The sequence below is a fragment of the Pararhodobacter aggregans genome (assembly GCF_003075525.1).
Classification (GTDB): Bacteria; Pseudomonadota; Alphaproteobacteria; order Rhodobacterales; family Rhodobacteraceae; genus Pararhodobacter; species Pararhodobacter aggregans.
Window position 1 is genome coordinate 255,587 of record NZ_QDDR01000004.1, and the last position, 24,262, is coordinate 279,848.

19 protein-coding genes are annotated in these 24,262 nt (G+C 66.2%); 14 read left to right on the top strand and 5 right to left on the bottom strand.

Annotation, left to right across the window (positions count from 1 at the left end):
• Position 1 precedes the first annotated feature (1 nt).
• The 3 genes from DDE23_RS10230 (at position 2) to DDE23_RS10240 (ending at position 3,762) form a co-directional block, all read left to right on the top strand.
• The gene (locus tag DDE23_RS10230; RefSeq protein WP_107751174.1) at positions 2–1,024 is read left to right on the top strand and encodes an amidohydrolase family protein; all 1,023 of its coding nucleotides are present in this window, start codon (positions 2–4) and stop codon (positions 1,022–1,024) included.
• A 57-nt stretch (positions 1,025–1,081) separates the two neighbouring features.
• Positions 1,082–2,257 carry a 4-hydroxybenzoate 3-monooxygenase gene (locus DDE23_RS10235; protein ID WP_107751175.1) on the top strand — a complete coding sequence of 392 codons (1,176 nt, stop codon included), beginning with the start codon at positions 1,082–1,084 and terminating at the stop codon, positions 2,255–2,257.
• 65 nt (positions 2,258–2,322) lie between these two features.
• The gene (locus DDE23_RS10240; RefSeq protein ID WP_107751176.1) at positions 2,323–3,762 is read left to right on the top strand and encodes an NAD-dependent succinate-semialdehyde dehydrogenase; all 1,440 of its coding nucleotides are present in this window, start codon (positions 2,323–2,325) and stop codon (positions 3,760–3,762) included.
• Positions 3,763–3,780: 18 nt separating this feature from the next.
• Here DDE23_RS10240 and DDE23_RS10245 read toward each other — a convergent pair whose 3' ends face one another.
• The gene (locus DDE23_RS10245) at positions 3,781–4,824 is read right to left on the bottom strand and encodes a GlxA family transcriptional regulator (protein ID WP_107751177.1); all 1,044 of its coding nucleotides are present in this window, start codon (positions 4,822–4,824) and stop codon (positions 3,781–3,783) included.
• A gap of 87 nt (positions 4,825–4,911) precedes the next feature.
• Here DDE23_RS10245 and argE point away from each other — a divergent pair, with 87 nt between their 5' ends.
• The 9 genes from argE (at position 4,912) to DDE23_RS10290 (ending at position 16,658) form a co-directional block, all read left to right on the top strand.
• Positions 4,912–6,129, top strand: a complete 1,218-nt coding sequence (gene argE / locus DDE23_RS10250) for an acetylornithine deacetylase (protein ID WP_107751178.1) — start codon at positions 4,912–4,914, stop codon at positions 6,127–6,129.
• 45 nt (positions 6,130–6,174) lie between these two features.
• The gene (locus tag DDE23_RS10255) at positions 6,175–7,377 is read left to right on the top strand and encodes an amino acid aminotransferase (RefSeq protein ID WP_202863243.1); all 1,203 of its coding nucleotides are present in this window, start codon (positions 6,175–6,177) and stop codon (positions 7,375–7,377) included.
• The gene (locus tag DDE23_RS10260; RefSeq protein WP_107751180.1) at positions 7,370–8,071 is read left to right on the top strand and encodes a DJ-1/PfpI family protein; all 702 of its coding nucleotides are present in this window, start codon (positions 7,370–7,372) and stop codon (positions 8,069–8,071) included. The genes DDE23_RS10255 and DDE23_RS10260 overlap by 8 nt, the downstream gene beginning before the upstream one ends.
• The gene (locus DDE23_RS10265; RefSeq protein WP_192883720.1) at positions 8,068–9,525 is read left to right on the top strand and encodes an aldehyde dehydrogenase family protein; all 1,458 of its coding nucleotides are present in this window, start codon (positions 8,068–8,070) and stop codon (positions 9,523–9,525) included. Before DDE23_RS10260 ends, DDE23_RS10265 begins: the two co-directional genes overlap by 4 nt.
• A 15-nt stretch (positions 9,526–9,540) precedes the next feature.
• Positions 9,541–11,199, top strand: a complete 1,659-nt coding sequence (locus tag DDE23_RS10270) for a thiamine pyrophosphate-dependent enzyme (protein ID WP_202863244.1) — start codon at positions 9,541–9,543, stop codon at positions 11,197–11,199.
• 447 nt (positions 11,200–11,646) lie between these two features.
• On the top strand, positions 11,647–13,182 hold the full coding sequence (locus DDE23_RS10275; protein ID WP_107751181.1) for an ABC transporter substrate-binding protein: 1,536 nt from the start codon (positions 11,647–11,649) through the stop codon (positions 13,180–13,182).
• 123 nt (positions 13,183–13,305) lie between these two features.
• Positions 13,306–14,262 carry an ABC transporter permease gene (locus tag DDE23_RS10280; protein WP_202863245.1) on the top strand — a complete coding sequence of 319 codons (957 nt, stop codon included), beginning with the start codon at positions 13,306–13,308 and terminating at the stop codon, positions 14,260–14,262.
• Between the two features lie 3 nt (positions 14,263–14,265).
• Positions 14,266–15,072: an ABC transporter permease gene (locus DDE23_RS10285; protein WP_202863246.1), complete on the top strand. Its 807-nt coding sequence runs from the start codon at positions 14,266–14,268 to the stop codon at positions 15,070–15,072.
• Positions 15,072–16,658 (top strand): ABC transporter ATP-binding protein, encoded by a 1,587-nt coding sequence (locus DDE23_RS10290; RefSeq protein WP_107751183.1) that lies wholly within the window; start codon positions 15,072–15,074, stop codon positions 16,656–16,658. The genes DDE23_RS10285 and DDE23_RS10290 overlap by 1 nt, the downstream gene beginning before the upstream one ends.
• Positions 16,659–16,686: 28 nt before the next feature.
• On the opposite strand, the gene DDE23_RS10295 is transcribed toward DDE23_RS10290, so the two are convergent.
• The 3 genes from DDE23_RS10295 to DDE23_RS10305 form a co-directional block, all read right to left on the bottom strand.
• Positions 16,687–17,214 carry a MarR family winged helix-turn-helix transcriptional regulator gene (locus DDE23_RS10295; RefSeq protein ID WP_170121812.1) on the bottom strand — a complete coding sequence of 176 codons (528 nt, stop codon included), beginning with the start codon at positions 17,212–17,214 and terminating at the stop codon, positions 16,687–16,689.
• Positions 17,215–17,328: 114 nt separating this feature from the next.
• Positions 17,329–18,510: a Rieske 2Fe-2S domain-containing protein gene (locus tag DDE23_RS10300; RefSeq protein ID WP_170121813.1), complete on the bottom strand. Its 1,182-nt coding sequence runs from the start codon at positions 18,508–18,510 to the stop codon at positions 17,329–17,331.
• Between the two features lie 48 nt (positions 18,511–18,558).
• Positions 18,559–19,494 (bottom strand): PDR/VanB family oxidoreductase, encoded by a 936-nt coding sequence (locus DDE23_RS10305; RefSeq protein ID WP_107751186.1) that lies wholly within the window; start codon positions 19,492–19,494, stop codon positions 18,559–18,561.
• A gap of 634 nt (positions 19,495–20,128) precedes the next feature.
• Between DDE23_RS10305 and DDE23_RS10310 the strand changes: the two genes are divergently transcribed.
• Positions 20,129–22,405: a hybrid sensor histidine kinase/response regulator gene (locus DDE23_RS10310; RefSeq protein ID WP_107751187.1), complete on the top strand. Its 2,277-nt coding sequence runs from the start codon at positions 20,129–20,131 to the stop codon at positions 22,403–22,405.
• Here DDE23_RS10310 and DDE23_RS24855 read toward each other — a convergent pair.
• On the bottom strand, positions 22,327–22,992 hold the full coding sequence (locus DDE23_RS24855) for a hypothetical protein (protein WP_133239539.1): 666 nt from the start codon (positions 22,990–22,992) through the stop codon (positions 22,327–22,329). The two genes, DDE23_RS10310 and DDE23_RS24855, sit on opposite strands and share 79 nt — an antisense overlap.
• 171 nt (positions 22,993–23,163) lie before the next feature.
• On the opposite strand from DDE23_RS24855, the gene DDE23_RS10315 reads away from it, so the two are divergent.
• Positions 23,164–24,060, top strand: a complete 897-nt coding sequence (locus DDE23_RS10315; protein WP_157958004.1) for an AraC family transcriptional regulator — start codon at positions 23,164–23,166, stop codon at positions 24,058–24,060.
• Positions 24,061–24,262: the final 202 nt, after the last annotated feature.

Sequence of the window (24,262 nt, forward strand, 5' to 3'; positions counted from 1 at the left end):
GATGATTATTGATTGCCATGCGCATATGGCCGTTCCGGGCAAGCTGCCGGCGTGGAAGGCCAGCCTTCTGTCCCATCGCGGCGCGCATGGACGCAAGGCGCCCAGCTTTACCGCGCAGGAGATCGAGAGCGCCTTTACCCGCGTCGAAATGGCCGAATACGGCCATATCGAATGTCTGGAGCGGGCGGGCGTCGATCATCAGTTGCTGTCGCCGCGACCGTTCCAGCTGATGCATTCCGAGGAGCCCAAGAAGCTGGTGCATTGGTACGCCGAGGCCGCCAATGACCTGATCGCTCAGGAATGTGCGCAATACCCCGGCAAGTTCACCGGCATCGCCGGGCTGCCGCAGACCGGCGACAGCCCGGTCGAGCATTGCCTGCCCGAGCTGGAGCGCACGGTGAAGGAGCTCGGCTTTCGAGGCTGCCTGCTGAACCCCGACCCGTTCGAGAACAACGGTCGCAAGGCCCCGCCAATGGGCGACCGCTACTGGTATCCGCTCTATGAAAAGCTGTGCGAACTCGATGTCGTGGCGCATATCCATTCGGCCAGTTCGCGGCTCGTGGACCGCGAGCCCTATTCGCTGCACTTCATCAACGAGGAAACCACCGCCGTCTATGGCCTGTGCAAATCGACGGTGCTGGATGACTTCCCGGATCTGAAGATCCTGGTCAGCCATGGCGGCGGTGCGATCCCCTATCAGGTGGGCCGCTTCGATGCGACCAGCGTGCCGCGCAAGGGCATGGATGTGTCCGGTGCCCGGTTCCTGACCCGGCTGCGCAAACTCTATTTTGACACGGTGCTCTACTCGCGTGAGGCGATCGAACTGCTGGTCAAGGTCGTCGGCCCCTCTCGCTGCCTCTATGGCGCTGAAATGCCCGGCGTGGGGTCGTCGATCAACCCCGATACCGGACAGGCCTTTGACGACATCATCCCCTTCATCCGCGGGCTGGACTTCATCACCGACGGCGAGAAGGCCGATATCCTCGGCGGCAATGCGCGGCGCGTCTTCGGGCTCGCGCTCTGACCCGCCAGCTTGGCCCCGACCGCGCCATCAAGACATTCATGACCGGAGACACGACGCATGAAAACGCAAGTGGGGATCATCGGCGCAGGGCCCGCGGGCCTGCTGCTGGGCCGGATCCTGCAAGCCCACGGCATCGACGCGGTCGTTGTGGAGCGGCGCAGCCGGGATTATGTCCTCAAACGGATCCGCGCGGGGGTGCTGGAGCAAGGCACCGTCGACACGCTGCGCAAATACGGCGTGGCCGAGAGGCTGGACCGCGAGGGACTGCCGCATGCCGACATGAAACTGTTCTGGAAGGGCGAGCGCCACTCGATCCCCATGACGGGTGAAGGCGGGCGGCGGATGACCACCTACGGCCAGAACAAGATCGTCGAAGACCTCGTGCTCCGGCGCGAAGCGGACGGATTGCCGCTGATCTTCGACGCCGAGGTCAAGGCCATCGAGAATGTGACCGACAGGCCGGTCATCCACTATGACCACAACGGCGAGGCGCAGACGCTTGAGTGCGACTTCGTCGCGGGATGCGACGGTTTCTGGGGCGTTTCGCGCAAACACATGCCGGATGCGGATGCGCATTCGTTTGAAAAGGTTTTTCCCTTCTCCTGGTTCGGCCTGCTGGCCGAGGCCAAGACCAGCACCGAAACGCGCGGCTTCTGCCACAGCGAGCGGGGCCTTGCCGTCAGTTCCTCGCGCGGCCCCGACGTGAGCCGCCTCTATCTGCAGGTGCCGCCCGATTTCGACATGGCCAGCATGTCCGACGATCAGATCTGGGACGAGTTGTCGCTGAGGCTGGCCAACCAATACGGCAAGACGCTGAACCGTGGCCCGATCATCGACAAGGCGGTCGTCCGGCTCAGGGGGTTCATCTGCGAGAAGATGGTCCACGGGCGGCTGGCGCTGGCGGGGGACGCCTGCCACACGGTCCCGCCCAGCGGCGCCAAGGGGCTGAACCTGGCGGTCGGGGACGTGCGTCTGCTCAGCGAGGCGATCGTTTCGCTGCTGCAGGAGAATGACGACAGCAAGCTCGCGCGCTATCCCGACCTGGCGCTGCAGCGCATCTGGCCGACGGTCCATTGGTCCTGCACCATGTCCGACGTGTTCCACATCTTCCCCGGGCAGACCGCCTTCGACACCCGGCGGCAGTACGAGGTGCTGAACTTCTGGGCCTATGACGAAACCGGCCAGAGGGTGTTCCGCGAGAACATGCTGGGCAGACCGCTGCCGCAATACTGACGCGTGGCAGTTCAACACCATTCAGACTTGGCAGGCGGCCCTGCGCGCTTGTCCGGAGGGGGCGAATGACGGATTTCACCTATCCCGAACCGAAGCTGTTCATCGGCGGTGTCTGGCTCGAGGCCGGGTCACGGGACACGATACCCGTGCTCGATCCCGCGACCGGCGCGCCCATCGCGCGGCTGCCGGTCGCCACCCAGGCCGACCTGGACGCCGCCCTGGACGCGGCCAACCGCAGCTTTCCCGCCTGGCGCGCGATGTCCGCCATTGACCGCGCCGCGATCTTGCACCGCGCCGGGATGCTGTTGCGCGAACGGGCGCGGTACATCGGCCATGTCTCGACGAGCGAGCAGGGCAAGGTGCTGGCCGAATCCTCGGCCGAAGCCGCGGCGAGCGCCGACATTTTCGACTGGTTCGCCGAAGAAGCGCGGCGGGCCTATGGCCGGATCGTGCCGTCGAAATTCCCCAGCGTGCGTCAGAATGTCCTCAAGGAGCCGGTCGGCCCCGTCGCCGCCTTCACCCCCTGGAACTTCCCCACCACCATCCCCGCCCGCAAACTCGGCGCCGCGCTGGCGGCGGGTTGCACGGTCATCATCAAACCGGCGGAAGAGACGCCGGGAAGCTGTCTGGAACTGGCGCGCGCGCTGGACGACGCGGGGCTGCCCAAGGGCGTGCTGAACGTCGTCTTCGGCGTGCCTGCGCAGATTTCCGAGTATCTGATCGCCTCGCCGGTCATCAAGAAGATCTCGTTCACCGGCTCGACCATGGTCGGCAAGCACCTCTCGCGCCTGGCCGCCGACGGGATGAAGAAAAGTACGATGGAGCTGGGCGGCCATGCCCCGGTTCTGGTGTTCGAGGACGCCGATATCGACAAGGCCGCCGCGATGATGGCCCGGTCCAAATACCGCAACGCAGGCCAGATCTGCATCGCGCCGACGCGGTTCTACCTGCACGACAGCATCCATGACCGCTTCGTCGAGGCCTTCGGCCGAATCGCTGGTGGCCTCGTCATTGGCAATGGCCTCGACCCGGCCTCGACGATGGGGCCCCTGGCCAATGGTCGGCGGCTAGAGGCAATGGGCGTGCTGATCGAAGACGCGGTCGGCAAGGGGGCCAGTCTGCGCACCGGCGGCGCCCGCATGGGCAACGCCGGGAACTTCTGGCAGCCGACGATCCTGACCGATGTGCCCAACAGCGCCGCGGTGATGAACACCGAACCCTTCGGTCCCGTGGCCGTGACCCAGCGCTTCACCGACATGGATGCCGTCATCGCCGAGGCCAACCGCCTGCCCTATGGCCTGTCCGCCTATGCCTTCACCGCCGATGGCGCCCGCGCCAACGCGCTGGCAGACCGCATCGAGGCCGGGATGATCGGCATCAACTTCAGCGTCCTGACCGGGCCGGAAACTCCTTTTGGCGGAATCAAGGAAAGCGGCCACGGGTCCGAAGGCGGGATCGAGGGGCTCGACGGTTTCCTGATTACCAAATACGTGGCCCAGGCGTAGGCGCCTCGCCCCCTGTCGTCAGTCGGCGTCCGGGCTCTTGAAGCCCGTCGCCGCTGACTGCCTGCTGCGAGTGCGATACTCGACCGGCGTCAGGCCGACGCGGCGCTTGAAGAGGCGCGACAGATGCTCGGCGCTGGCGAACCCCACCCGGCGCGAGACCGCGGCGATGGTCAGGTTTGTCTCGGTAAACAACACGCGCGCCGCATCGAGCCGGATCCGCTCCAGAAACACGCCGGGCGAACAGCCCCGATCCTTGGCGAAGCGCCGGGCGAAATTGCGTTCGCTCATGTTCACCACCGCAGCGATGTCCGAAATCTTGATGTTGCGGTGGTAATTGTCGTTGAGCCAGCCGACCGCCTGCCGCATGCGCGGCGTCAGGCTGTCCTGTGCTTCCAGACTGGCGCTGATCTGCGGCTGGCTGGCGGTGCGCCGGACGAAGACCACCAGGATGCGTGCGGTACGGCTCGCGATGTCCTGGCCCAGATCCTCTTCGACCAGTTCCAGGCACAGATCGATCCCGGCTGAAACGCCCGCCGAACTGTAGAATTTCCCGTCGCGGGTATAAAGCGAATCGGCGCGCGAATGAACCTTGGGGAAATCGCTGCGCATATCCTCGAAATAGCGCCAATGCGTCACGCATTGGCGACCGTCCAGTTGCCCTGTCGCCGCCAGCAGGCCGACGCCGCTGCCGATGGTGACAACCCGCTGTGCCCCAAGAACCAGCGGCGCCAGCGCCGTGACCTCGGCGTCGGACCGTGTCGCAGCGCGGCACCCCGGGCCGCCCGGGATGATTAACGTGTAGCCGCCTTGCGGGCTGAAATCCGGGACCGGCTCGGCCTCCATCCCCGCGCCGCAGGACAGTTTGACCATGCGTTCGGCGGCCGAGACAAAGCGCAAACGATAGGGCCAGACCATGCGCCCCGGGGTCGGGCGCAGCAATTCCTCGGTTTCCAGATTGGCGGTCGAGAAGACTTCCGACGGTCCCGCAACATTCATCAGAAGCGCCCTCTTGTAGAGGAAGACGATGATGTCCCGTTGGGGGTAATGCGGCTCGGCGGGCATGGGGGCTCTGCTGGATCAAGACAGGTTTGTCTGAATATGTCATGAAACTGACAGGCGCTGCAATTCGCCGCGTGCAACCTTCCTCGCATGAGAACGCGCCCCGCCGATACCGCCCCTGTGGCACAGAAGCCGTCAGCCGCCAGCCTTGACGCCGTGGCCAGGCTAGTCGGCTTCCCCACGGTCAGCACAGAGTCGAACCTTGCGCTGCTCCAGTGGGTCCAGGGCCTTCTGGGAGAGCTGGGCATCATCGGCCACCTGACGCATTCGGACGACGGACAGAAGGCCAACCTTTTCGCGACGATCCACCCCGGGGATGGCAGCGTGGCGCCCGACAAGGGCGGGATCGTACTGTCGGGCCATACCGATGTGGTGGGCGTCGATCCATCGCACTGGACCTCGGACCCCTTCACCGCCACGCAGCGCGGCACGCGTCTTTATGGGCGGGGCACGGCGGACATGAAGGGCTTTCTGGGGGTCGTTCTGGCGCTCTTGCCCGCCATCGCCACCACGCCCCGGGTAGAGCCCGTGCACCTCGCCCTCAGCTATGACGAGGAAGTCGGCTGCAAGGGCGTCCCCCGTCTGATCGAGGATCTGGCGCGGCGGGGCATCACGCCCGAGGTCTGCCTGGTCGGCGAGCCGTCCTCGATGCGGGTCATCACCGGGCACAAGGGTTCGCGAGTCTTTCGTTGCCTCGTGACCGGGAAGGAGGCTCATTCCTCGTTGGCCACGCAGGGCGTCAACGCCGTTCACGTCGCCTGCCGGCTGGTCGAGTTCATCCGGCTCGAAGGATTGGCCCTTGCCGAGAGCGAGACACACGTCCCCGGCTACGCGGTGCCCTTCTCGACCATCGGCACCGGCGCCATCGCGGGCGGCACGGCGGTCAATGTCATCCCCGGCCATTGCGAGTTCCGCTTTCAGATCCGCCACCTGCCGGACACGAACCCCGAAACGGTGATCGCCCGGATCAGGGACTTCGCCGACGGGCTGCTCGCCGAGATGCGCCTTGTGGACCCCGGCTGCGCCATTGCCTTCACCGATCTCGGCGGCGTGCCCGCCCTGAACGAGCCGCCGGATTCCGCCTGGACCCGGCGCGTCGCCCGGGCTGCGGGAAACGACAGGCCCGGGATCGTCGATTTCGGCTCTGAGGGCGGGCATTTCCAGCGAGCCGGGATCAGCACCGTGATCTGCGGCCCGGGCGACATAGCCAACGCGCATCGCCCCGACGAATTCATCGACCTCGACCAGCTCACTGCCTGCGAGCGGTTCCTGACGCGCCTCTTGGGCCTGATGCCCCTCGAGGCCTGATTCACCACTGGAAGACCGGGCACGCGCCCGTATTGGGAGGTTACCTTGCTTTTCGAAGGACTGAAAACGCCCTCGCCCGACCCCATCCTGGGAATGGCGGCCCGCTTCAACGCGGACCCCGCCCCGGACAAGGTGGATATGGGGATCGGCGTCTATATGGACGACCAAGGCCGCTCGCCCGTGCTGGAAAGCGTCAAGCAGGCCGAGGCGCTGCTTCTCAAGGAACAGTCGAGCAAGGCCTATCTCTCCTCTGCCGGGCATGAGGCCTATAACCGGCATATCCGCGCCCTGCTGCTGGGGGATGACCACCCGGCGCTGCCCCGTGCGCGGACCATCCAGACCCCGGGCGGCACCGGTGCGCTGCGCGTTGCCGCGGATTTCCTGCACGCCCTGAAGGGTGACTGCCGGGTGTGGATCCCCGATCCGACCTGGGCCAATCACCGCGGGCTCTTCGCCGCGGCGGGTCACGAGGTGACGACCTACCGCTACCTCGATGCCGCGACCGGCGGCGTCGCTTTCGGCTTGATGATGGAAGACCTCGCGCAGATTGGTCCGGGCGATATCGTCATCGTGCATGGCTGCTGCCAGAACCCGACCGGCGCCGATCTGACCGCCGCGCAATGGACCGAGGTCAGCGACCGCCTGCTGGCGCGCGGAGCGGTGCCGCTGGTCGACATCGCCTACCAGGGCTTTGGCCGGGGTCTGGACGAGGACGCCGCCGGTCTGCGCCTGCTAGCCGAGACCCAGCCGGAACTGTTGATCGCCAGCTCCTGCTCGAAGAACTTCGCGCTCTACCGCGAACGGGTCGGGGCGCTGACCCTGGTGAGCCAGAGCACAGCCTCGGCCGACAGGGCGCTGGGGCATCTGTTGCCCGTGGTGCGCGCGAATTACTCCATGCCGCCGGATCACGGTGCCGCGGTGGTGGCGCAGATCCTCGGCGATCCAGAACTGCGCGCGCTCTGGGTTGAAGAAGTCACCCTGATGCGCGAACGCCTGATCGGTGTCCGCGCAGCCCTGGCAGGGGCGATGAACCAGACCGGCGGGCGCGACTATGGCTTCATCGCCCGCAATCGGGGCATGTTCGTGCAGCTTGACCTGACGCCCGAGCAGGTCGATTACCTGCGCGAGCACGAGCATATCCACCTCAGCCGCAGCGGCCGGATGAATGTCGCGGGCCTGAACCGGGGCAATGTCGCGCGGGTCGGCGCGGCGGTCGGCCGGATCCTGAGCGGCGCCTCCCATGGCTAAGCTGGTCATTGGCATGGTCGCCTTCGAGCAGGCGACCAACCTCGATTTCACCGGCCCGCTGGAGGTCTTCGGCAAGCTCGCGGGATGCGAGGTGCAGATCTGCGCCAAGACCCGGGATCTGGTCGCCTGCGAGGGGCTCTCGGTCATTCGGCCCACGGTGACCTTCGCCGATTGCCCGCAGGTCGATGTGCTCTTCGTGCCGGGCGGCCCGGGACAGATCGATGTCATGACTGACGATGAAACCATCGGTTTCGTCGCGCGCCAGGGACAGGCGGCGCAATGGGTCACGGCGGTCTGCACCGGTTCGCTGATCCTGGGGGCCGCGGGTCTGTTGCAAGGCTACCGCGCCGCCTGCCACTGGATGTCACGCGACCAGCTGCCGCTGTTCGGGGCCGAGCCGGTCAACCAGCGCGTGGTCTTTGACCGCAACCGGGTGACCGGCGGCGGCGTCACGGCGGGCATCGACTTCGGCTTTGCCCTGGCGGCGCGACTGGTGGGCGACCCTGCTGCCCGGCGCCTGCAACTGGCCCTTGAATACGCGCCCGAGCCGCCTTTCGACTGCGGCCTGCCCGAGCGGGCCGATCCGGACACGGTCACCGATCTGCTGGGCCGGGCGGCGGGCTTGCTGGAAAGACGCTGGGCCGCATCGAGGACCGCCGCCGACCGGCTCAATCAAAGGGGCACCGGACAATGAGCATCGATTTCCTGAACCGCGAGCATGGTCTGCACATCGACGGCGCCTGGCAGCCCAGCGACGGCGGTGCGCGGCTGGATGTGATCAATCCCGCCAATGGCGCTGTCATCTCGACCATCGCCGACGCGAGCCTTACCGATGTCGACCGGGCCGTCGCCGCCGCGCGCGCGGCCTTCGAACGCAATGACTGGGCCTGCCTGCAGCCGAACGCCCGCGGGCAGCTGCTGTGGCGCATCGCCGAGGCGATCGAGGCCCATGCCGACGAATTCGCGCGGCTCGAATGCCTGGACAACGGCAAGCCGATGCTGGCGGCGCGGCGCGGCGACGTGCCGGGCGCCGCCGATACCTTCCGTTACTTCGCAGGCTGGTGCACCAAGATCACCGGCCAGACGATGCAGGTCTCGCGTCCTGGCCAGACCTTCGCCTATACGCTGCGCGAACCGCTGGGCGTGGTCGCCGCGATCGTGCCGTGGAACTTTCCACTGCTCATGGCGGCATGGAAGCTGGCCCCGGCGCTGGCGGCAGGTTGCACCGTGGTGCTGAAACCGGCCGAGGATACCTCGCTCACCGCGCTGCGGCTGGCCGAGGTGATGGCCGATTGCGGGCTGCCCGCGGGGGTGGTCAACGTCATCACCGGGCGTGGCGCCAGCGTGGGCGCGGCCCTGACCCGCCATCCCGGCGTGGACAAGGTCGCCTTTACCGGCTCGACCCAGATCGGCAAAGAGATCATCGCCGCCGCGGCAGGCAATCTGAAGAAGCTGACGCTGGAGCTGGGTGGCAAATCGCCCACGCTGATCCTGCCCGATGCCGATCTGGCCAAGGCGATCCCCGCTGCGGCGATGGGGATCTTCCACAACGCCGGGCAGGTCTGTGCGGCCGGGTCGCGGCTCTATGTCCATGCCGACATCTTCGATCAGGTGACCGAGGGCATCATCCAGCGCGCCCGCGCCATGCGCAGCGGGCCGGGCGAGGTGCCGACGACCGAACTCGGCCCGCTGGTGTCGCAACGCCACCGCGAGCGGGTGCATGGCTATGTCGCATCCGGCATGGCGGGCGGCGCGCAGCTGCTGACCGGCGGCGCGCGCGGGGAGGGCGAGGGCTATTTCTACGAACCGACGATCCTGACCGGCACCACCCAGGACATGAGCATCGTGCGCGAAGAGATCTTCGGCCCGGTGCTGGTCGCTGAACGCTTCAACGATCTGGACGAGGCCGTCCAGCGCGCCAATGACAGCGACTTCGGCCTGTCGGCGACGGTCTGGACCACGAACCTCGGCCTGGCCCATGGGCTGGCCCGGCGGCTGGAGGCCGGCACGATCCGCGTCAACACCGGCGGCGGCACCGACCCCAACCAACCCTTTGGCGGCACCAAGCAATCGGGCTGGGGCCGGGAGTTCGGCGAGGAAGGCCTGCTCGAATACATGCAGACAAAATCTGTGCTGATGACCCTGTAAGCGATGGACAAGACAATGAACAACAAGATGCGGACGGATGTGGCGGTGGAAAGCCTGACGGGCGGCGATGCGGTGGTGGAGAGCCTGAAGCGCTGGGACGTGGACACGGTCTTCGGCTTGCCCGGCGTCCAGCTGGACCAGCTTTTCGACGCGCTGCATCGCCGGGGTAACGGGATCCGCGTGATCCACACCCGGCACGAACAGGGCGCGGCCTATATGGCGCTGGGAGCCGCAGCCTCGACCGGGAAACCCGCCGTTTTCGCGGTTGTTCCGGGGCCAGGCGTGCTGAACGCAGGGGCCGCGCTGTCGACCGCCTATGCCTGTGGCGCGCGGGTTCTGTGCGTGACCAGCACGGTGGCGACAGCTCAGATCGGCCGCGGTAACGGCGCGCTGCACGAGATCCCGGACCAGACCGGCTATCTGCGCGGGCTGACGAAGTGGTATGGCCGCGCGACCTCGGCTGCCGAAGTCCCCGCCGTGATGGACGAGGCTTTCCGCCAGTTGATGAGCGGACGCCCGCGCCCCGTCGCCGTCGAGGTCCCCCCGGACGTGCTGGCGCAGCGTGCGGTCTTTGCCCCGCAGGTCCGCCCGGCGGTGCCGGCCCGCCCGCTGGTCGATGCCTCGGCTGTCGAAAGCGCGGCCAGCCTGCTGATGGCCGCGAAGAAACCGATGATCCTCGTCGGCAGCGGCGCCCGCCACGCGGGCCCCGACCTGACCCGTCTGGCCGAACGTCTGCAGGCGCCGGTTGTCAGCCGCACGCAGGGACGCGGGATCGTGCCCGACACGTCGGATTACAGCTGGTCGGCGGCCATGGCGAATGACCAATGGGCTGATGTCGATGTCGTGCTGGCCCTCGGCACACGGATGACGCAATTGCGGGAATGGGGCACGGACAAGGACCTGTCGGTCATCCGCGTCGATATTGATTATCCCGAGATCGTGCGCAGCGGCCCCCCGCGCCTGGGCATCGTCGCGGATGCCGCCGATTTCACGGCCGAGCTGCTGGCGCTTGTCGAAGCGCGCGGGTTCCAGGCCGTCGACCGCAGGGAGGAATTGCGCCGTGTGCGCACTGACTTCGCCGCGACCTTGACGCAGACCATCCAGCCGCAAACCGATTACCTGCGGGCGATCCGGGCGGTCCTGCCCGATGATGGCATCCTGGTCGACGAGATGACCCAGGTAGGCTTCGTGGCACGCTATGCCTTTCCCGTCACCCATCCGCATGGCTTCATCTCGTCCAGCTATCAGGGCACGCTGGGCTATGGCTTTGCCACCGCCATCGGCGTGCAGGCCGCCAATCCCGACCGCCGGGTCGTGGCGATCAGCGGCGACGGCGGGTTCCTGTTCACCATGCCCGAACTCTCGGTGCTGGCGCAGCAGCAGATCCCGCTGACCACGGTGGTCTTCGCCGACGGGCATTTCGGCAATGTGCGTCGCATTCAGGAACGCAGTTACGGCGAGCGTTTCATTGCCTCCGAGCTGCACAACCCCGACTTCGTGCAACTCGCGCAGAGTTTCGGCATCCGGGGCCTGCGGGCAGAAGGACCCGCTGGCCTGCAAGATGCGCTGGCCACGGCGTTTGCGGGCGACGGACCGACCCTGATCGAGGTTCCCGTCCGGATCGAGGACATGGCCTCGCCCTGGCAGTTCGTCCATGGGCGCAAAGTGCGCTGACATGGCTGGCGGCCCTCGCATCGGGATGGGTCACGCCGCCCTTTGCGGCGGTTGCCGCGGGCGCCGGGCAGGGCTGGCGCGATCTGTCTGGCTACCGGGAGGCTCGCCGGGAATAGGTGAACAAATAAAATCACTATTCGATAATTTTTTGTTGCCTTATCGCCCAAGAATCTGTCACCTGCTTGCAAGGAGTCGTCAGGGAAGAGCGATCACCACAGCCCGCCGTACCGTGCGCCAGCATCCGGTCGTTCTGCGACCGGGCGGAGGATCTTCGCGTAACCGACAAAGCGGCGAGCGGCGCGTGGACAGGTCACCATTTCCGGGGCAAGGACACCGCTGAAACGACCAAGGGGTGCCGGAAACCACCGGCTCCCGAAGAAAGGCCCGAAAAGGCCGCCCCACCCGCAGCAATCAAGAACCGCGTTTGACAATAAAGGGAGAAGGAAGATGACTGAAGGACTGAAGCTCTCACGTCGCAGACTGCTGGAACTGACCGCCATGTCCGGGGCGATGGTGCTCGCGCCCCGGCTCGCCTGGGCGGGAGAGCCCCAACGCGGCGGCCATCTTGTGATCTCGAGCGGTGGCGCGGCGGCGGGCGACTCGCTTGATCCGCGGACCTTCAATTCGCCCTATGGCGCGGCGGTCTCGGGGATCATCTACAACAACCTGATCGCGGTGCAGGGCCCCAACAAGGAGCTCGTCCCCGAGCTGGCCCAACGCTGGGAGGCGATCAACGACGGGCTGAGCTGGGTGTTCCATCTGGTCGAGGGCGTCGAGTTCCACAACGGCAAGATCCTGACCAGCGAAGACGTGGTCTATTCGCTGCGCCGTCACGCCGAGCCGGAGTCGCGCTCGAGCATGCGCTCGGTCATCAGCAACCTCGTGGATATCCGCGCCGATGGCGACAACCGCGTCATCATCGACCTGCCTGCCGTCAACTACCTGTTTCCCGCCTATATGGCGCATTTCACGCTGGGGATCATCCCGGCCGGGACCACGGAGTTCACCGGGATCGGCACGGGCGGCTACAAGGTCACCAATTTCGCGCCGGGCGAAGTGCTCGAACTGGTGCGCCACGAGAACTACTTCAAGCCGAATGCGGCCTTCGTGGACAGTGTCGAGCTTCTGGCGATCAACGACCCCTCGGCACTGACCGCGGCGTTCCAGAGCGGTCAGGTCAACATGACCAGCGGGCTGGACGCCCGGTCGGCCGGGTTGCTCGAATCGATGTCCAGCCTGCGCATCTTCAAGATGGAGGGCGGCGGCTACATCAGCTTCAACATGCGCTGCGACATTCCCCCCTTCGACAATCCCGACATGCGGCTGGCGCTGAAGCTCGCGGTCGACCGCGAAGACATGCTGCAACGCGTGGGCGCGGGGGTCGGCAGCATCGGCAACGACACGCCGGTGCCGTCGAACGATGCCGTCTTCTCGCCCAATGTCGAGCAGAAGCGCTACGATCCCGAACGCGCCCGCGCGCTGTTCGAGAGCGTCGGCTACACGGGCACCATCGTGCTGCACACTTCGGACGCGATCTCGTCGCGGGCCGTCGACATGGCCACGGTGTTCCAGGAACATGCCGCCCGCGCCGGTATCCCGATCGAGGTCCAGCGCGATCCCGCGGATGGCTACTGGAACTCAGTCGTCGGTGTCGCGCCTTTCCACGTCTCGGCCCGCTCGGCGCGGCCAACGGCGGATGCGATCTTCTCGACCGCCTTCCTCGGCACCTCGGAAAACAACGAGTGCAAATGGGTCAACGAGGAATTCGACGCCGCGATCATCGCGGCACGCGCCGAAGAAAACCTCGAGCGGCGGCTTGCCCTCTACGAGCGCGCTCAGGAGATCTGCAGCGTCGATGGCGGCACGATGATCCCCTTCTTCTCGGCCACGGTGCAAGGCACCAGCGCGGATGTCGACGGGTTCAATGTCGGGGCGGTCGAGCTGAACGGCTATCGCGCGGTCGAACAGGTCTGGTTCACCTGACCTTCCCTCCCCGGGCGCCGCTGGTGGCGCCCGGGATCCTCTGACAAGCACCACGCACCGGCGCCGCCTGCCCCGGTGTTCAAGAGAGAAGGTGCCGGCATGACGTTGATGCAAGGGTCCGCTGTGCGTTCGTTCGTCGTTGCGCGCATAGCCTCGGGCCTCGTGTCGATCCTCTTCATTTCGTTCCTGGTCTTCCTGGGAACGGCGCTTTTGCCCGGAGACGCGGCCACCGCGATGCTGGGACAGGAGGCGACACCCGAACTTGTCGAAAGCCTGCGCCAGGCGTTGGGATTGGATCAGCCCCTGCTGATCCGCTATCTCGACTGGCTGTGGGACGCGCTGCATGGGGATTTCGGCGTCTCGCTGTCAAACGGGCAGCCCGCCATGGCCATGCTGCTGCCCCGGCTGGAGAATTCGCTGATCCTGGCCTTTTCCGCGGCGGTCATCGTGCTGCCGCTGGCCATCTCGATCGGCCTCTTTGCCGCGATCAAGAAGGGCAGGCCCTTCGATACCATGTCGGGACTGGTCTCGGCGCTGTTCCTGTCGATGCCGTCGTTCATGATCGGCTACGTGCTGATCTATGTCTTCGCGGTCGAGTTCCGGCTGTTCCCGGCCGTCTCCAGCGTCCGCGCCTCGACATCGCTGACCGGATGGGTCTGGGCGCTGACCCTGCCGGTCCTGACGCTGGTGCTGGTCGCGCAATCGCATGTCCTCAAGGTCACGCGGGCCGCGGTGCTGGGCGTGATGGGATCCGACTATATCCTGATGGCCGAGACCAAGGGCATTCCGCGCATCCGCATCATCTTGCTGCACGCGCTGCCCAACGCGCTGTCGTCCATCGTGTCGATCTGCATGATAACCATGGCGCACCTGATCGTCGATGTCGTGGTGATCGAGGCGGTCTTCAGCTATCCGGGGATGGGCAAGCTGATGGTCGATGCCGTCGCCTATCGCGACATCCCCGTCGTTCAGGCCTGCGGCGTGCTGTTCTCGGCGATCTTCGTCGTGCTGAACATGCTCGCGGATCTTCTGGGCGTCCTCGTCAATCCACGTCAACGCCTGCCGCGCCGGGGAGCCTGAGCCATGCTGAGCAGAATTGCGGTTATCGGGTCCCTCTGCCTGCTGTCGGCGATGGTTCTGGCGGCACTGCTGGCGCCCGTGCTGGCGCCCGTGCCACCCAACGAGATGGTCTACCCGGCCTATGCCGCGCCGGGTCCCGGCGGGGTGCTGGGGGCCGACGGTCTGGGCCGGGACATGCTGTCGCGCGTCCTTCACGGCATGCGCTACACGCTCATCATCACCTTTGCGGCGACCACGCTGGCGGGGGCGATCGGGGTTTCCCTCGCCATCGCCTCGGGCCTGCTGAAGGGATGGTTCGACATTCTGGTCGGCCGGGCCTTCGACATCCTGATGTCAATTCCGCATATCATTCTGGCGCTGATCGTTCTGGCCATTCTGGGCGTGTCGATGACGACGCTGGTCTTCACCATGGCCGTGCTGCAATCGAGCACCTATTACCGCGTGACCCGGCCGATTGCCGGAGATCTGTCGGCCATGGATTATGTCGAGGTCGCGCGGCTGCGGGGTGAGCGGCTGGGCTGGAACCTGTTCCGCGAGATCTTTCCCAACATGGTGCCGTCGCTCTTGGCGCAATACGGGCTGGGACTGTCGTCGGCGACGCTGTTCATCAGCTCGCTCAGCTTCCTGGGCATCGGGATCCAGCCCCCGGCCGCCGATCTGGGCGGGCTGGTGCGGGAGAACGCGCTCGCCTTGTCGGCGGGACGCTTCACCCCTCTGGTGCCGGCCGCCTGCATTGCGCTCTTCTGCCTGTCCGTTAACGGCATCGCCGACTGGCTGGTCAGCCATTTCTCCGAAAGGCCGGAATCGTGATGACGACACCTCCCATCCTGAGGATCGAGAACCTGCGCGTTGAATCGCGCAAATCGGTGCTGCTCGACGATGTCTCGATCACCCTCGCCAAGGGCGAGGTCCTGGGGATCATCGGTGAATCGGGGGCGGGCAAGAGCACTCTTGCGCTGTCGTCCATGCTGCTGATGCGGCCGGGATGCCGGGTGACCGCCGGCAGCGTCGAGCTGTGTGGCCAGCCGCTGATCGGCCTGCCCCAGGCCGCGCTGGAACAGATTCGCCGCACCAGGGTCGCCTATGTCGCGCAAAGCGCCGCCGCTGCCTTCAACCCGTTCTACAGGCTGGAGACGCAGATCACCGAGCTGCCTGCCCTGAGCAGCCGCCTGGGCCGGACCGAGCGGCACCGCATGGCCGCCGCGCTGTTTGAAGAATTGCAGCTGCCCGACCCCGAAACTTTCGGAAAACGCTATCCGCATCAGGTTTCGGGCGGGCAGTTGCAGCGGGCGATGATCGCCATGGCCCTGATTAACAAGCCTGAGCTCATCATCTTCGATGAACCGACCACCGCCCTCGATGTGACCACCCAAATCGAGGTGCTCCAGCTGATCCGCAAGATCGTGCGCGAGCACGATTGCGCCGCGCTCTATGTCTCGCATGATCTGGCCGTGGTCGCGCAGATGGCTGATCGCGTGCTGGTCATGCGGCACGGCAAGATGGTCGAAGAGGGCCCGACCCGGCAGTTGGTGGACAGCCCGCAGACCGAATATGCACGCCAGCTGGTCAGCAACCGGGGCCATCACGGCTATGCGGAGCACAGGGGCGAAGACACGCCGATCCTCGACATCCGCAATGTCACCGCGGCCTATGGCGCGGTGACAGCGGTCGACAACGTCTCGATGGCCATGGCGCCGGGCGAGGTTCTGGCGCTGGTCGGTGAATCCGGCAGCGGCAAGACCTCCCTCGCCCGCTGTGTCGCCGGATTGCAGACCGTGCGCAGCGGGACCATCACGCTGCAAGGGGCGCCATTGCCGCCGCTGGTCGAACAGCGCAGCTTCGAACAGCGACGGCTGGTGCAGTACATCCACCAGCTGCCCGACCTTGCGCTGAACCCGCGCCAGACGCTGCGCGAGATCATCGGACGACCGCTGAGCTTCTTTCACAAACTCTCCGGCGCCCGACGCGAGCAGCGCCTGGCCGAGCTGATGGAGGCCATCGAACTGCCCGTCAGCTACCTGGACCGCTATCCCTCGGCCCTCTCGGGCGGACAGAAACAGCGGATCTGCATTGCCCGGTCGCTGGCGGCCGAGCCCAAGGTCCTGATCTGCGATGAGATCACCTCGGCGCTGGATCCGCTGGTCGAGGAATCGATCGTCCTGCTGCTCAGCCGTCTGATCCGCGACGAGAACCTCGCGATCCTGTTCATCACCCACAATCTGGGCCTGGCCGCGCGCTTCTCGCATAACGTGGCGGTCATGCAGCACGGCAAGCTGGCCGAGTTCGGCCCGACCGCAGAGGTTTTCGAAACCCCGCAATCGGCCTATGCCCGAACGCTGATGGAGGCCGTTCCGCAACTGGATGAGGGTTGGCTCGACTCCCGGCGCAGGGCCTGACCCTCGCCGGGTGCGGCCCTGCCGGGAACTAGTCGAGCAGGTGGTCGATCTCCTCGCCCTCACCGACCTGCCGCCGGATCGTGGCGATCAGCCGGAACAGGGTCTCGCGGTCCTCCGCTGACAGCTCGCTCATCAGCCAGTCGTTGCGGCGGCGCGTGACCGGCGCGATCTGACGATAGACCGCCCAGCCGGCCTCGGTCGCGCTGGCAGGACCGAAATAGCGCCGCTCGCTGCCACCGGGCCAGGCGATGAGCCCCTTGGCCCCCAGCGACCGCATACCCCGGCTGGCCTGTGGTCGGCTGACGTTGCACAGCTCGGCCAGCTCGCTGCCGGTCTTGGCGCCGCGCGTACACAGCGTCAGCAGGCACCGCCATTCCAGCAGGTTCAGCCCGGCAAGCCGCTCAAGGATATTGCCGGTCTGATGCTCGATGGCGGCGTTGAGCCAGGAAATCCGGACCGAAAGCATGTCGGTCATGACGACCGTGTCGTCCGATGCCGGCTGCGGTTGCCGCAACTCGTCGTCGCTCAGACGTCTGACGGTTTCGGGCTTGCTCATCTCGACCACGGGCTGATTGCTCCTGTCATCAGGACGTACCAGCCGGGCGAGCCTGTCACAACTCCCCGCAAGGCCCCGGCCGGTACAGGCGGCGGGACCCGGGGCCGGGCGGCGTCAGCCGGCGGGCGCCTCCTCGAACCAATTGCCTGCCGGGCTGTCAATCCATTCCTCGCCCGGGGCGAAGGCCACGCCGACAGGATCCTTGCCGTCCTGCACCGCCTTGACCTGCCGCAGCATGAAACGGCGCAGCAGGGCGATACCTTGATCGGAGGTGGCCAGATGTTCGTGGTTGTGCCAGGTGATGTCGCCCTGCCCCTTTTGCGCCTCGTAATCGCCGGGAAAGACCCGGTGTTCCTCGTCGCTCAGCTCTTCCCAAAGCTTGCCATCCTGACGCGAGCGCACGTTTGCGAGCTCGCCCTCGGCTGTCACGCGGCCGACGGTGTAGATCTGGAAATGTGTATCGTCGATCGGCAGCACGAAGCCGATCGACTGGCAGCGCCCCGGGGCCAGCTTGGGCGATGGCACCACGCGCAGGGTCGGGATCTGCACCTCTGTGATCCGGCGCAACCGCTTGCCGCCGTCGAGCGCCCGGAACGAGGTGGTGCGCACGCCCAATGCCTCAGTGGTGAAATCGCAGATCGGCATGGTCGCCATCTCGGCCACGAACTGAGTGCCCGAGAATGTCGAATGCAGCACCACCACATGGAACGGGTCCATGACATTCTCCCAGTGCTGGAACCAGTTGAAATCGACCACCCTGGGACCGCCTCCGCCGATGGACAGATCGTTGACCTCAAGGAACTCGCCTTGGTCCAGCTCTTCCAGCAGGCGGAAGCGCGGCAGCAGGGGCTGTTTTTCTGCCGGACCCATATAGACCCAGATCAGCCCGTAGCGTTCTGCCGCGGGATACCAGGGTTGGCGCACCTTACCGCGTGTGCCTTCGCCCATTTTCGGCTCACAGGGCTGTTCAAGACAATTGCCCTCGGCGTCGAAAAGCCAGCCGTGATAGCAACAACGGATGCCACGAGCCTCGACCTTGCCGTAATAGAGCGAGGTTCCCCGGTGGGCGCAGCGCGGATGCACGATGCCCACCTTGCCAGAGCCGTCGCGAAACAGGATCAGATCCTCGCCCAGGGCCCGGATCTGTCGGGGCGTCGCGGTCGCGTCCGCCGCCACGCCGACCGGATGCCAGTAGCGGCGCAGAAATTCCCCCATCGGCGTGCCCTTGGTCACCTCCGTCAGGCTGGCATTCGGCACACCGGGCTTGAGATCATAGGCCGTTCCGGCACTGGGCATGGATAGTCCTCCGCTTGTTGGTTCACGATTTCCCATGAGACACCCGCGCTACAGGTCGAGGACGAGATGCGGCGTCTTCGCGCGCGAACAGCAGATCAGCATCCGCCCCTCCCCGTGCTCCTGATCCGTCAGGATCAGGTCGCGGTGATCCGCCTCTCCGCCGAGGACCTGACATTCGCAGGTGCCGCAGACCCCGACACGGCAGGAATGGGCCGCGTCAATCCCGGCGGCGAGCAGGGCGTCAAGGATTGTCTCCTGCGGCCCCACGACGATGGTCCGGCCCGAGCGCGCCAGTTCGACAGCCACCTCACCCTCGCCCATCCCGGGCCTTGGCGCTTCGAAGCGTTCGATGTGGACATGTCCCGGGTCGCGATCTGCCGTCGCGGCCAGAAAGGCGTCGAGCATCCGCCCCGGACCGCAACAATAGAGATGAGTCTCGGGTGATACCCCGGCCAAAAGCGTGGGCAGGTCCGGCGCCCCGACTTCGTCATCCACGCGCAGCTGGGCTCCCAGCTGCGAAAGCCGGTTCGCAAACGGCAGCGCGCTGCGTGAGCGGACACAGGCAATCAACGACCAGGGGCGTGTGCCCTGCACCAGTCTTTCGGCCATGGCCAGAAGCGGCGTCATGCCGATGCCGCCCGCGATCAGCAGGACGGGACCATCCCCCGGGACCAGAGCGAAAGCGTTGCGCGGCGCCGAGATCCTCAGCACGTCCCCGGGCCGCAAGATTTCATGAACCGCCGCCGAGCCACCGCGACTGCGCGGTTCGCGCAGGATGCCCAGCACATAGGCCTCGCAGGAACTGCCTGCGGTCAGCGAATACTGGCGGACGGCGCCACCCGGCAGATGCAGATCCACATGGGCGCCCGGCTCCGGCCTCGGCAGGCGACCGGCGAGGGGACTCAGGGTCAGGCTCAGAACGCCGGGGCATTCCCAGCGCAAGGCGCTCAGACGGGCGTCGATCGTCCCCGACAGCTTGGTCATCGGCCCCTTCCCCTTCGACAACGGCGGCCGATGCCCCCTTCGCCGCCCTTTATTGCGTATGCAATTTGTTATTTCAAGTGCAATTTGAGGACGCCTCCGCGATCTGATGCCAAGGGGACATCGTCTGTCCGGGAAAAGAGCGACCCTGAACGGCGGCGCTGTCAGGGAGCAGAAGCGGGAGATGCGGGCCGGCGTGCGTGTCGGGGGGCTTCCTCTGCCGCGGCCCGCGGCAGGCCGGTCACAGCGGCGTCGCGACCCGCGGATCGAGGGGGCAGTGCATGCCAAATCAGCGGCGGATCTGTGCACCGTGCCCCCCAGGGGGACAGTTTCACCAGCCTGCGCAACAGGCCGTCCGGCTGGAGGCCTCACGGCGTCAGTTTGGATATTGCCACATTCTGGACACAACCTTAAGGATTAATGAGTGTTGTCCCCAGTAACCACGGTCGCCACCACCCGCAGCGTATTCGAGCGGCGTCGGAGGTGGCGTGGGGGCAGCCGCTCGTCACCGTCCCGCCCGTCCGAAGACCCGCACCATGATGATCGCCTTCCATGCCTCGTGCCCGTTCGTGACCTCGTTTTCGTACCGGTTCCAACCACGTCCCCCTGATCGCCTTCTGCTTTTGCGACCGAAACCATGAGCTGTTTCAGTGATCTGGAGCATTCGACCGCGTCAGCCGCCGCGCTTGGCCTGTGGTTGTCCTGCGCTCTGATCCTTGCTGCAGTCCTGCGCAACAACCGCTTTGCGGGGAAAGCAGCCTTCAGCCTCGCATTTGCGGCGATGCTGTGGTGGCTCTTTGCCGTCTATTTCGAACTGGTCGGACGGCGGGAAGACTGCAAGCTGATCTGGTCGCTGGCGGCCTGGCCTGCCATCACCCTGCTGCCGATCGCCTGGTCGTTGTTCATCTTCGACTACACTATGAACCAGCCGCCGCTGTGGCGCTGGCAGCGGCTCATGGCGCTGGTCGGGCTGCCGGGCATCGTCACGCTGATCGCGCTGACCAATGCCCAGACCCATCTGCTTTATGGGACCGACAGCCAGATGGTCACCGAGGACGGCTACACTTTCGTCCGGTACGACCACGGACCGCTGTTCTACGTCGTTGCCGCGGTGCTTTATGTCTTCGTCTCCTCGGCGCTCGGCGTGCTGGGCCTGGCAATGGCGAAGGGCAAACCGGTCATTCGGCCCTTTTTGTCGGTGCTGACGATCGTCACGATCGCGCCCTTGCTGGCGAACATCGGCTATGTCCTCTGGGGCCTGACGATCTTCGGTTTCGATCCGACGCCCTTCGCTTTTGCCCTGGCGCTGATCGCGCTGAGCTGGATGGTCTTCAACAACACGATCATGGACACCGCGACCCTGGGGCGCGAGCTGATGTTCTCGGACACCGGGGACCCGGTCTTCGTCGTCGATGCCCAGGGGCGCCTCGCCAGTGCCAATCCCGCGGCGCAGGTACTCTTTTCCGAGGCGCTGCCCCGCCCCGGCGAAAGCCTGTCCCACCTCGGCCAGATCGGGCGCCTGCTGGACGAGATCGTGCGCGCGCGGGCCCCGGTGCCGGTCGATACCCTGCGCCTGGGCCAGAAGGTCTACGATCCGAGGATCCGGCCCATCGACAGCCCCATTCCCGGACCCAATGCCCTGCTTGGCTGGACGGTGTCACTGATCGACATTACCGAACGCGAACGCACCGCCGAGACGCTGCGCGAGGCGCTGGCCCGGGCCGAGGACGCCAATCAGGCCAAGTCGCGCTTTCTGGCGAATGTCAGCCATGAGATCCGCACCCCCCTCAACGGGATCCTCGGCATGGCCTCGCTGCTGGGCGAGACCGATCTGTCGCCGGAACAGCGTGACTATCTGCAAGTCATCGACGATTCCGGGCAGGTGCTGCTGTCGACGATCGGTGATGTGCTCGATCTGTCCAAGGTGGAAGCCGGCCAGATGGCGATCGAGAGCCGGGCCTTTGCCATCCGCGATACCATCGAATCGGCGCAGATGCTGTTCTTGGCCCGGGCGCGCGAAAAGGGTCTGGCGCTGACGGCGAGGATCCACCCGGCTCTGCCGGAGCGGATCATGGGCGATGAGCACCGCATCCGGCAGGTGTTGCACAACCTGATCTCGAACGCGATCAAGTTCACGGATGTGGGGTCAGTCACCCTGGATGCCGCCCCCAGCGACACTGGCAAATGGCTTGTGGTGCGGGTCACCGATACCGGGCCCGGCGTGCCGACCAAGGCGCGCCAGACCATCTTTCTGCCCTTCCATCAAGCCGATGCCGGAGACAGCCGCAAGTTCGGCGGCACCGGGCTGGGGCTGGCGATTTCGCGCCATCTCTGCGCATTGATGGGCGGCTCTCTCGACCTCGCACCCGAGGAGGAACAGGGCGAAACCTTCGAGATGCGCCTGCCGCTGGTGCCAGCGGATTCCGAGGCGCCAGAGGGCGTCCCCCTGTCGTTGCTGCCGCCCCTGACCAGCGAGGCCGTCGCGCGGCCCGCCACGGCCCCCGCTGGCGCCGCCTCGGCGCAGGGGGTGCCGCTGCGGATCATGGTGGTTGACGACAACCGGACAAATCGCCTGATCCTGGAAAAATTCCTGTCCGCGAAGCCTTGCATCCTGCGCTCGGTCGCCAGCGGGCCCGAGGCAATCGAGCTGGCCCGCACGGATCCTTTCGACGTGATCTTGATGGATATCCAGATGCCTGGCATGGACGGGCTCGAAGCCACCCAGACGATCCGTCGCATCGAACGCGAGACGGGCCGGTCGCCCAGCCACATCGTCGCGGTGACGGCCAATGCCATGCCGGAACAATTCCGGCAGTATCTTGAGGCGGATATGGATCAGGTTCTGTCCAAGCCGGTCTCGAAGGTCCGGCTGCTTGCCCTGATAGACCAGGTCGACAGGCGGGCCCTGGTGTGACCCCGCAAGCCCGAGTGCCGCCTGACCGGCGGGTCGGCGCGATGCGCGGACATGCCCGTCAGCCCCTCGCCACCGGGCGCTGAGAGGGAGACCTCGAGCCTCGGCTCGACCCCTGCAAGCTGGATCAGCGGCGCTTCGGCGCGCCATTCGAGCCGGTTGCCCCGGATCAGGCGAGAAAGCGCCTCGATCTGGTTCAATTCGGCCACCTCGCCACCCAGCGACACATAGGCGCCAGCACAGGCGAAATCCTCGGACCTGGCGCGCAGGCGCGGGGCCTCGGCGGATCGGGCGGCCAGAACTTGCGCAGCGGCGCGGCCCAGGTCCGCGATCTGCGCTGTCGCCAGCGACAGAAGCTCGGCCAGTTGCGCGTCGCCCATGATGGCGACCCTGTGCTGGGCGGCATCGTCGATACCAAGGCCGAGATCGTCGTGCAGGACTTCTTGATGCCAAAGTCGACGGACTGGACGTGCAGCGCCGGATCCGCTGCGAAAGCCCGATCTCTCCGCCGGTGCTGTGGCGCCTGACACGATGCGCAGGCTGGCGCGGTGGCAGGGCGAAGCCGTCTCACCGACCGGGAGGTAGTTCAACCTTCCGGAGCTTCTGGCGCAACGGATCGGCCGCCCGGTCAGCCGGGCCGCATCGGCGCGCGTGCTGGACAGAGGGGTGATTTCCCCCTTACTCTTTCAACCATGACGATAATTTCGGTTTCGACCTCTGATCTGTGTACCCGTGCGCGTGTCTCGGCTTTTCAGGCCACGGTGGCGCCGCTGTGCCGGCTGGAATTCACCCCTGACGACCCCGAGAGTTTCAGCTCGGCCACCGCGGTTGGCCTGATGCCCGAAGCCATGCTTGCCTGGGGCCGCCATTCGCCTTGCCGGGCCGAGCGGACGGCGGAGCTGGCGGAGGGTGGTTCGGACAATGTGATGATTCACTTCCTGCGCCATGGCGCTTTTGTGATGAAACAGCAGGGCGGCAGCGAGGTGATCTGCGAGCCCGGACACCTCTATGTCGACCCCAACGAAATCGCCGGAACCTCGCGCTTTCTCGCCGACGGGACCGAGGCTTTCTACATCTCGCTGCCCCGCTCGCTGGTCCGGGGGCTGCGCGGGATCAACGACCACCTGCGCCAGCGCCTCGACATGACGCCGCAATGGCGGCTTTTGCAGCGCTACGGCGAGGCGCTCTTTGCCGAGCTTGACACGCTGACGCCCGAGCAAATCGCGCTATCCTCGCGCCATCTGCATGATCTCGCGGTCTCGGCCTTCGGCGCCCGCGATCCGGGCCCCCTGCCCGGCACGATGGCCGCGCGGCTGCGGCTCATCAAGGACGATATCGCCGGGCTTCTGGCGCAGCACGACCTCTCGCCGGATCTGGTCGCCGCGCGGCACGGGATCTCGACGCGCTATCTGCGGATGATGTTTGCCGAGGAAAGGTCGAGCTTTCGCACCCATGTGCTGGACGAACGACTGAGGCTGGCGCACGCCCTCCTTTCGGCGCCCGAGGCCGCGGGCCAGGCGATTTCCGACATCGCCGGGGCGGCGGGCTTCTCGGACCTGTCGTGGTTCAACCTCAGCTACCGACGCCGCTTCGGCCAGACCCCGCGCGAGACCCGAGCCGAGGCGATGCTGACCGCAATCCGACATTCCCCTGGCTGAACCGGGGCCTGCCTGCGATCACATCCGCGCCAGAACCGGCGTGCAACCTCACCCTCCTGCCGCTGAACCCGCGATCCTTCCGCCCTGCCCAAGACAGGCGCAAGCGCCGTGGCTAGCGTCCGGTCGTCAGCAAGGGATGGTTCCGGATGAGGATGTCTTCGATCGACTATGCGCCGAGCCCGGCGCGCGCCCTGGGCTCGCG